4 protein-coding genes and 1 pseudogene are annotated in these 6,714 nt (G+C 70.8%); 4 read left to right on the top strand and 1 reads right to left on the bottom strand.

Annotation, left to right across the window (positions count from 1 at the left end; all coding sequences use genetic code 11):
* Positions 1-162: 162 nt before the first annotated feature.
* From ACIRFL_RS40605 to ACIRFL_RS40590, 4 genes are all read left to right on the top strand, one after another.
* Positions 163-741, top strand: a complete 579-nt coding sequence (locus tag ACIRFL_RS40605; protein WP_404039764.1) for a TerD family protein — start codon at positions 163-165, stop codon at positions 739-741.
* A gap of 55 nt (positions 742-796) precedes the next feature.
* Positions 797-2,836: a TerD family protein gene (locus ACIRFL_RS40600; protein WP_404039761.1), complete on the top strand. Its 2,040-nt coding sequence runs from the start codon at positions 797-799 to the stop codon at positions 2,834-2,836.
* A 200-nt stretch (positions 2,837-3,036) separates the two neighbouring features.
* Positions 3,037-4,041, top strand: coding sequence for a TerC family protein (locus tag ACIRFL_RS40595; RefSeq protein WP_404039758.1), 1,005 nt, complete (start codon positions 3,037-3,039; stop codon positions 4,039-4,041).
* Between the two features lie 247 nt (positions 4,042-4,288).
* On the top strand, positions 4,289-5,386 hold the full coding sequence (locus ACIRFL_RS40590; protein WP_404039755.1) for a calcium:proton antiporter: 1,098 nt from the start codon (positions 4,289-4,291) through the stop codon (positions 5,384-5,386).
* On the opposite strand, the pseudogene ACIRFL_RS40585 reads toward ACIRFL_RS40590, so the two are convergent.
* A pseudogene (locus ACIRFL_RS40585) lies at positions 5,376-6,648 on the bottom strand (MFS transporter). The gene ACIRFL_RS40590 and the pseudogene ACIRFL_RS40585 overlap by 11 nt on opposite strands.
* Between the last annotated feature and the right edge of the window lie 66 nt (positions 6,649-6,714).

The raw sequence follows: 6,714 nt of genomic DNA, 5'->3' as shown, positions 1-6,714 counted from the left end.
CGGACAGAACAGCCGGAGGACAGCCCAGCAGGGCGTCAGTCAGTGCCCGAGCCACGACTACCGGAACCTGAGTATCAGCATCAATGTCAGTGCCGGTGCGTAGGGTTCTGGTCAACCGCGGGCGCCGCGGCAACAGGGGAAGCACCGAGAGGGGAAGCAGCCGTGACCGTCAACATGACCAAGGGTCAGGCCATCAGTCTGGAAAAGAAGGACGGGGGCACCCTGACCGCGGTCCGGATGGGTCTCGGCTGGCAGGCGGCCCCGCGCCGGGGCCTGTTCGGCTCCCGCACGCGGGAGATCGACCTGGACGCCTCGGCGGTGCTGTTCGCCGACAAGCAGCCCGTCGACGTGGTGTTCTTCCGCCATCTGGTGAGCGACGACGGTTCCGTGCGCCACACCGGTGACAATCTCGTCGGCGGCGCGGGCCAGGGCGGCGACGACGAGTCCATCCTCGTGGACCTCCAGCGGGTGCCCGTCCACATCGACCAGATCGTCTTCACGGTGAACTCCTTCACGGGCCAGACCTTCCAGGAGGTGCAGAACGCGTTCTGCCGCCTGGTCGACGAGACCAACGGTCAGGAACTCGCCCGCTACACGCTGGCCGGCGGCGGCGCCTACACCGCCCAGGTCATGGCCAAGGTGCACCGGTCCGGTGCCGGCTGGGCGATGACCGCCCTCGGCACCGCGGCCAACGGCCGCACCTTCCAGGACCTGATGCCGGCGATCCTGCCGCACCTGTAGGACGACCGGCGACACCGACGAGCGGCGCACGACACCACGACACAGGGGGAAGGCGATGACGGCCGAACTGGTACGCGGGCAGAACCACCCGCTCGCCCAGGCCCGGCTCGAAATCCGGATCACGGCCGACGTGCCGGTCGTGGCGGGCGCCGCGCTCAGCGACGAGACCGGCAAGGCGCGCGACGACGCGTGGGTCGCCCACCCGGGCGCGCCCACGCTGCCCGGCATCGAGGTGTCCAGGCAGGCCGCCGCCGACCATCGGCTGGCCGTGGACCTGGCGGCCATGCCCGAGGCCGTGCACCGGATCAACGTGCTGCTCGCCCTGCCCTCCGGGGCGGGCGGTCCGCTCCGCTTCGGCGCGGTCACCGCCCCGCGCGCCGCGGTCACCGGCCTCGACAGCACGGAGATCGCCCGTTACACCCTGACCGGCCTGGACGCCGAGTCGGCCGTCGTGGCCCTGGAGCTGTACCGCAGACAGGGCGCCTGGAAGGTGCGCGCCGTCGGGCAGGGTTACGCGGATGGTCTCGCCGCGCTCTTCACCGACCTGGGGGTGCCCCGGGCCGACGAGCTCGCGGGCGGCATCCAGGAGGCAGTGGCCCGGGGCCTGGCCCGGTCGGTCGCGGCGCCCCCGCCGCGCCCGGCGGACGGCGATCGCACCCGCAGGGCGGCGGCGCCCGCGTCCGGCACCGACCAGCCGGGTTCCGCTTCCGGCGCCGCCGACCCGGTGCCTGCGAGGCCCGCCCATCCGTACGAGGCGTCCAGCCCGTACGCGGCGCAGACATCGGCAGGGCCGGGGGAGCGCGGGTACGAGGGTGCGGCGACGGGCACGACACAGTCCGCCGCGGCCACCGGCAGCCCGATCGACTACACCCATCCGAACCGCGGACACGCGACGGCTCCGCCGCCTCCGCCGCAGGCGCCGCCCGCCCCGCCGGGCGCGCCCGCGCCACCCGTGGCGGGCGACGCGGCCGGCTGGTCCCTTGAGGAGCGGCTTTACAACCAGGTCTGGGGGATGTTCGAGGACCTGGCCCGGACGACGGCCGCGTACCGCAGCGCCGTCGACTTCGCGGACTCCCGCATGGAGAAGGAGCTGGACCAGATCCTGTCCGACCCGCGCAGCAGGCTCGGCTCCGCCGGTGACGCCGCGCGGGACGCGGCCCGTGCCAAGCGCGCCCAACTGGTCGACCAGGCCGCGGCGGTCCTCGACCGCGACCTCGCCCAGCTCACCGCCGAGGCCGGGGTCGTCGAGCCCGCGTTTCCGCCGGCGTACGCCCGCTGGGACAACCCCGTCTGGCACGGGTACCGCGTGCCCGCGGAGCCCCCGATAGCCCTGCGGCTGGGCGACCTCCATCTGCCGGAGAGCCCGGCGCTGCGCATACCGCTGCTGGTGCGGCTGCCCCTTGAGCGGGGACTGTGGATCGACAGCGGTCCCGCGGCGGCGGACGTCTCGTTCCTGGACTCCGGTGAGCTGCGGCAGCGTGCGATGGAGATGGCAGTGGCGGTCGCGGCACGGGTGCTCGCCGCCCATCCGGCGGGCGACTTCGCGGCCCATGTGATCGATCCGGCCGGTTCGGCGACCCGGGAACTCGCTCCGCTGGTACGGGCGGGCGTGCTGGCCGCACCGCCGGCGACCGGCGCCGCGGGGGTGACGCAGGTCCTGGGCGGGCTCACCCAGCGCGTCGACCTGGTGCAGATGGCGCTGCGCGGCGGCGCCGCCGATGCGTTGCCACCCGGCCTCGACACCGCCCGGCAGCTGCTGATCGTCAACGACTTCCCGCACGGTTTCGACGACCGGGCCGTCACGGGCCTGCGCTACCTCGCGGACGAGGGCCCCTCGGTCGGTGTCCACCTGCTGATGGTCGCGGACCGGCAGGACGCCGCCGCGTACGGCCCTTTGCTGGATCCGTTGTGGCGTTCGCTCATGCGACTCACCCCGGTGCCCGACGATCACCTCGCCGACCCCTGGGTCGGCCATGCCTGGACGTATGAGCCGTCGCTCGTCCCGCCCGGCAGCCAGGTGCTCGACCACGTGCTCACTCAGGTGGCCATCGCCCGCACCAAGATCAAGGAAAGGGCCTCTGACCAGGCTATTTGATCATTCTTTTGCCAATCACTTTACCTTTACTTGGTGATTGGGGTACTGTCCTTCGTACGGAGGGGAGTACTCCCTGTCTGCTGCGGCGTACCCGTCAATACGGATCAGGCCAGATCCCGGGGCGTCGGCCCGTCTCGGGTGGAAGAGACCTCCGGCAGCGACGACGCTGACCCTTTGCCCGTTCACGTACCGGAGGCGCAGTGGATGTATCCGTGACCCTGTGGGTCCTGACCATCGCGGGGCTCGCCGCCCTGATCTCGGTCGACTTCTTCATCGGCCGCAAACCACACGACGTGTCGATCAAGGAAGCCGGCATCTGGACGGCCGTCTGGATCGCCCTGGCCGGACTCTTCGGCCTCGGTCTGCTCGTCTTCGGCGGCGGCCAGCCGTCCGGCGAGTTCTTCGCGGGTTTCATCACCGAGAAGTCGCTGAGCGTCGACAACCTCTTCGTCTTCGTCCTGATCATGGCGAAGTTCGCGGTGCCCTCGCAGTACCAGCAGCGGGTGCTGCTCGTCGGCGTCCTCATAGCCCTGGTCCTGCGCGCGGTCTTCATCGCCGCGGGTGCCGCGATCATCGCAAGCTTCTCCTGGGTCTTCTACCTCTTCGGTGCCTTCCTGATCTGGACCGCCTGGAAGCTGATCCAGGAGGCCAGGGCGGAGGAGCAAGACGAGGAGTACGAGGAGAACAAGCTGCTGAAGGCGGCCGAGCGCAGGTTCGGTGTGGCCGACCGCTACCACGGCACCAAGCTGTGGATCCAGCAGAACGGCAAACGCGTCATGACGCCGATGCTGGTCGTGATGCTCGCCATCGGTACGACGGACGTGCTGTTCGCGCTGGACTCCATCCCCGCGATCTTCGGCCTGACGCAGGACCCGTACATCGTCTTCACCGCCAACGCCTTCGCCCTGATGGGCCTCAGGCAGCTGTACTTCCTCATCGGCGGACTGCTCAGGAAGCTGGTCCACCTCTCGTACGGCCTGTCGGTCATCCTCGGCTTCATCGGTGTCAAACTGGTGCTGCACGCCTTGCACGAGTCCGGGGTGCATGTCCCGGAGATCAGCATCCCGGTCTCGCTCGGCGTGATCTGCGGCGTCCTGATCGTCACGACGATCACCAGCCTGATGGCGAACAGGAAGCAGGCGGCGGCCGAAGCGGCGCAGCCGCCGACGCCCAGCGAAGGACCCAAGGACAGCGTCGACGCCTGACCGTCGCGAACACGCGACACGGCGCGGGCCATATCAGTCAGCACGGGAGCGGTGAGCAGCGCCTGGCCGCCCACCGCTCCCGCTGCTCCGCCGGGTGCCGAGCGTTTCCGCCCCTCCGGGACGGACGCGGGCTCACACCGATGCACCCGACCATCCCGAATCGACGGGGATCCGAGCCGCGCTCGACCCCCCTCGTCTTCGAAAGGACCGGAATGCGAACCCTGTACGCCTCTGCCACCATCGCCGCATGACCCATCGGTTCAGGTCGCTCACTCAGTGGACGCTCCTCGTGCCGGTGCTCGCGGTCGTCCTTCTCGTCTTCACCTGGGGCCGCAGTCTGCCCGGTGCCCTTGTCGCGCTGGTGACCGTGGTCCTCGCCGGGTCCGTCCTGGCAGCCGTGCACCACGCCGAGGTCGTCGCCCACCGGGTCGGCGAACCCTTCGGCTCCCTCGTCCTTGCCATCGCCGTCACCATCATCGAGGTCGCCCTGATCGTCACCCTCATGGTCGACGGCGGCGACAAGAGTTCAACGCTGGCCCGGGACACGGTCTTCGCCGCGGTGATGATCACCTGCAACGGCGTGGTGGGAGTGTGCCTCCTCGTCGGGTCCCTGCGCCACGGCACCGCCGTCTTCAACCCGGAGGGCACCGGCGCCGCGCTCGCGACCGTCGCGACCCTGGCGACCCTCAGCCTGGTGCTGCCGACCTTCACCACCAGCAAACCGGGCCCCGAGTTCTCCGGTGTGCAACTGACCTTCGCGGCACTCTCCTCACTGATCCTCTACGCGCTGTTCGTGGCCACCCAGACCGTCCGGCACCGCGACTACTTCCTGCCGATCACCCGGCAGGGCGAGGTGATCACCGCGGACGACCACGCGGCGGCGCCCTCCGCGCGCACCGCCTGGATCAGCCTCGGTCTGCTCGGCCTGGCCCTGATCGGTGTGGTCGGCCTCGCCAAGGGGGTGTCGCCGACCATCGAGTCCGCGGTGGAAGCCGCAGGCCTGCACCATGCGGTCGTCGGCGTGATCATCGCGTTGCTGGTGCTGCTGCCCGAGACGATCGCCGCGCTCCGTTCCGCCCGCCGCGACCGGGTGCAGACCAGCCTGAACCTCGCCCTGGGCTCGGCGATGGCCAGCATCGGTCTGACCATCCCCGCCGTGGCCCTCGCCTCCGTCTGGCTCTCCGGACCGCTGGTCCTCGGACTCGGCTCCACACACATGCTGCTGCTCGCCCTGACCGTGGTGGTCAGCTCCCTGACCGTGGTGCCGGGCCGAGCCACGCCGTTGCAGGGCGGGGTGCACCTGGTGCTGTTCGCGGCCTACTTGGAACTGGCGATCAACCCGTGACCGGCTCGGCCGCCACCGCCGGTACCGGACGGGTCTCCGGCAGCAGGGCGAAGCACCAGAGGCTGAGCAGCGCCACCCCGGTCAGATAGGCGCCCACGCCCCAGGGGACGCGCCCCGAGTGCTCGGCGAGCGTGGTCGCGACGATCGGCGTGAGCGCGCCGCCGAGGACCCCGCCGAGGTTGTAGCCCACCGCGGCGCCCGTGCAGCGCAGCCGGGCCTCGTACAGCTCCGGCAGATACGCGGCGATCACCGCGAACATGGTGATGAACGCGACCAGCGCACCGAGGAAGGCGAGGAACATGAGCAGCGGCTCCCCCGTGGCCAGGAGCGCGACCATGGGGAACATCCACAGGGCGGCGGCGGTGCACCCGGTCAGACACATGGGCCGCCGCCCGAAGCGGTCGCCGAGCACGGCCATGAAGGGCGTCAGCGTCCCCTTCACCACCACGGCTGCCATGACACAGGGTCAGCATGACGGAGCGGCTCACCCCAAGCCGCTCCGTCCCGTAGGCGAGGGCCCAGGTGGTCACGGCGTAGAACACGGCGTACCCCACCGCGAGCGCCCCGGCCGTCAGCAGCACCAGCCGTCCGTGGTGCCGAAAGACATCGACGAGCGGCACGCGCGCGTGGTCCTCGATGGCCAGGAACCGGGGACTTTCGGTGAGCGAGGAGCGCAGCCACAGCCCGGTCAGGGCGAGCGCCCCGGCCACCCAGAAGGGCACCCGCCAGCCCCACTGCGCGAACTGCGGGTCCGAAAGCGACGCCGACAGCACCAGCATCACGCCGTTGGCGAGCGCGAAGCCCAGGGACGGCCCCACCTGCGGAAAGCTCGACCACAGCACCCGCCGTCCCGGAGGTGCGTGCTCCGCGGTCAGCAGCACCGCCCCGCCCCACTCGCCGCCGAGCCCCAGGCCTTGCAGGAAGCGCAGGACGAGCAACAGCAGGGGCGCACCCACCCCGATCGTCGAGTACGTCGGCAGGCACCCCACCGCGACCGTCGACACGCCGGTGAGCAGCAGCGAGGCGATGAGGACCGGCCGCCGCCCCCGTCGGTCCCCCATGTGCCCGAACAGCACGGAACCCAGCGGTCGGGCCACGAACCCCACGCCGAACGTCGCGAAGGCGGCCAGCGTCCCCGCCAGTGGCGAGAACGTCGGGAAGAACAGCGGACCGAGGACGAGGGCCGCCGCGGTCCCGTAGACGAAGAAGTCGTAGAACTCGATCGCGCTGCCGATGAGCGAGGCGGCTGCGATCCGCAGCATGGACGGTGACCTTACGGTGCGTACATCGTGCATGCCGCGACAGCTACCCACAGTGACGGGCGGTTA

This window comes from Streptomyces sp. NPDC102462 (assembly GCF_044765425.1).
Taxonomy (GTDB): Bacteria; Actinomycetota; Actinomycetes; order Streptomycetales; family Streptomycetaceae; genus Streptomyces.
This window is presented reverse-complemented; position numbering and strand designations above follow the sequence as displayed.

Excerpts from the sequence above, each read along its gene's own strand:
- ACIRFL_RS40600 (WP_404039761.1), top strand. The coding sequence starts at position 797 with ATGACGGCCGAACTGGTACGCGGGCAGAACCACCCGCTCGCCCAGGCC.
- ACIRFL_RS40590 (WP_404039755.1), top strand. The coding sequence starts at position 4,289 with ATGACCCATCGGTTCAGGTCGCTCACTCAGTGGACGCTCCTCGTGCCG.